The sequence below is a fragment of the Campylobacter sp. FU_497 genome (assembly GCF_025772425.1).
Classification (GTDB): domain Bacteria; phylum Campylobacterota; class Campylobacteria; order Campylobacterales; family Campylobacteraceae; genus Campylobacter_D; species Campylobacter_D lari_C.
The window spans coordinates 1-2,861 of the sequence record NZ_JAKMSC010000030.1 but is presented as its reverse complement, the minus strand read 5'-3'; the positions used below and the strand labels follow the sequence as shown (position 1 = coordinate 2,861).

Sequence of the window (2,861 nt, the reverse complement as noted above, 5' to 3'; positions counted from 1 at the left end):
TTAAAGTTTCATTGCCTATTAAATTAAGTGAAGCAGTTTGTTCAAAGTCAGGTAAATCTCCACCTTGAGAATTGTCTATATTAGGAATTTCAGGTTCTTTTATATCTATGTTAGTAATATCATCAAATTTAGCAAAACTAAAATTTGTATAACCTAGATCTTTAACACCATTGCTAATACTCGCAACATTATTGTTTAGTTCGCTAATATCATTTGATAAAGCATTGTAAGCATTATAAGCATTAAGCCAGCTATCAAAAGCTTGAGTGAATTTAGGATCATTATATTTTAATTCGCCTTTTTTGACTAAATCTAATAATCTATTAAATTCAGCTTGGGCTTTAAAATAGTCTTGCTCTTTGTCTTTAAAGACTTGCTTTAGCTCTTTGTATTTGTCATATTCAGCTATTAATTTATCCTTATTATCATTTAAATAGCTAAATAAAGCTTTATTGTTAGCTAGAGTTGTTTTGCTTTGATTCTGTAAAGATTTAAATAAATCTTTTGCTTCATTTGATATTCTATTTTTATCAAATGTTTCATTCTTAGTATAATAAGTCAGAAAATCTAAACTTTGCAAAATACCTCTAGCTTCATTCTCATCTTTTATATTAAAATATGTTTGAATAAAAGCTATTTTGTCACCTTCTGTGGTATTTTCATTAAACTTATTATAATCTTTTAATAGTTCTTCTAACCTATCTATATGTACCACATAACCTTTTTTGGTAATATCTTCTATGATTTGAGTGATTACTTCTTTATTGAGGTCGTCTTCTTCTAAAGATATGTCAGAATGATTAGGTTTTTCTATAATATTAGCTTTAGATAAAAAATCCTTATAAACACTTTCTTGATTATTATCATTATAAGTGTGGATTTGAATTTTATTGTTAGTATCACCCCAATAGTTTTGATCAGCCGTAGCATTAGCTAAATCGTTTTCATGATGATAGATGTGGATGTTGTTTAGATTAGTTCCCTTTGATGAACCAAAAAAAATACCAACTTGCTCACCTTCAATTTTTACACCTGAAGCAAAAAACATATAAATGTTTTTAAAGTTACTATCACCATTACTATTACTTATATCACCGACAAAACCACCAGATAAAGCATCATTGCCAATACCTATAATATTTAATATGTTATTTAAATATATATTTGAAATGGATGAGTTGCTAATACCACCAGCAAATCCACCGACAAGACTAGCACTAATATTTTTTATATTATCTAAGTAAATATTTGAAATAGAAGAAGAATGAACACCTGCAATAAAACCACTAGCAATGGAAGCACCACTATAACCTGATATAGCAAAACTTCTACTATTAATATTTCCAATATTATTTAAAAATATATTTGAAATAGACGAACCCCTAGAGTATCCCGATAAACCGGAAACAAAACTAGAATGTCCATGAGCAATACCACTGATATTCTTTATAGAGTCTAAAGAAATATTTGATAATTCCGAGTAATCAATAAAACCAATCATACCACCTATAAAAAGAACACTTCCGTCGTATGTAACCGCTGTGATGTTTTCTATATTACCTAAGTATATATTAGATAACAATGCATCAGAAGCTAATCCTATGAATCCACCAATATAACCAGCATTAAGAGTATTAATACCTCTTTCATAATCCACATTAATATTTTTAAAAATTGCACCCTTAGAAGAAACTCCGAATATTCCTACATATTTAGGTTTATCTATGATTGCATCTACAGTTGTGTCTATATTAATATTTCTTAAAGTATAATCTTGTCCATCAAAAGTTTTGGTAAATGCACTATCATAAGTTCTACCAACTATCATACTAGTACACCCTAATCCATCTATGCAATAATTTGCATAGTTTTTCCAATCTTTACCTTCTACCCCTTTACCTTGATTACCACTAAAATCTATATCATCTACCAATCTAAACTCATCAATTTCTCTAACACCTAAATCTTCATTCCAACCTTTTGCAAAGTGCCACCACTCTATAGCATTATCTTTTTCATTTCCCATATTACCTATAGTTAGAGCTTTTTTGAAATTAGAGCTTCCTGTATGAGTTGTACCACTAGAATCTTTATAATTTACTACATTTACTTTTACATTATCACCAAAGTCATAATTATCTTCTGCAAATTTTATCATTTGTCTTTGAGTGTAAATAGTATTGGCTGTTACATCTACTTTACCACTTGTAGTTTTAAATTTTGCCATATCCTTGTCTATATAAACTTCATTTCCCACCAAATGAACTTTATTGGCTGTATTACCACTTGGATTTTTTAAAGCATCACCACTAACACCTTCATTATGCATACCATTGATATTTCCACCTTGTATATCTACCTTATTCCCTATAAGTAATACATCATTAGCATTAATATTACCCATATTGACTACATTACCTGCTTTTTGTGGTTTAAATATAGGAGAGAAAGAAGCAGCTTGTTCTTGTGTAGATTTAGCAAATTTCCACATATCCCCATCACTCATCGACGAAGTAGAAGCCACAAAGCGATTAGCATTGATATTTCCTGTTTTAGTAATGATTACCCCATTAGGATTAATTAAAAAGACATTATTACCACCTGCATTTAATAAACCTTCTATCATAGATTTGCTAGTTCCATGAGCAATGTTTAGGTAGTTTTGACCATTTCCTATGAAATTTACTTGAGCTTTATTGCCTATACTAAAGCCACCACCCCATTGTATGACATGGTTTCCACCTTGTGTTTTACCTATGACATCTATAGTATTTTTACCACCATTTAAATATGGACCAGATATACTCCCACTAGTCCCATGGGTAAATTTACCTCCACTAGGTAATTGATTTGGATTGATT

At 29.8% G+C, this 2,861-nt stretch carries 1 protein-coding gene; it reads right to left on the bottom strand.

What is annotated here, in order from left to right:
* The coding region (locus L8W68_RS08105) for a filamentous hemagglutinin N-terminal domain-containing protein (protein WP_263675746.1) at window positions 1–2,861 on the bottom strand (2,861 nt) is incomplete at both ends.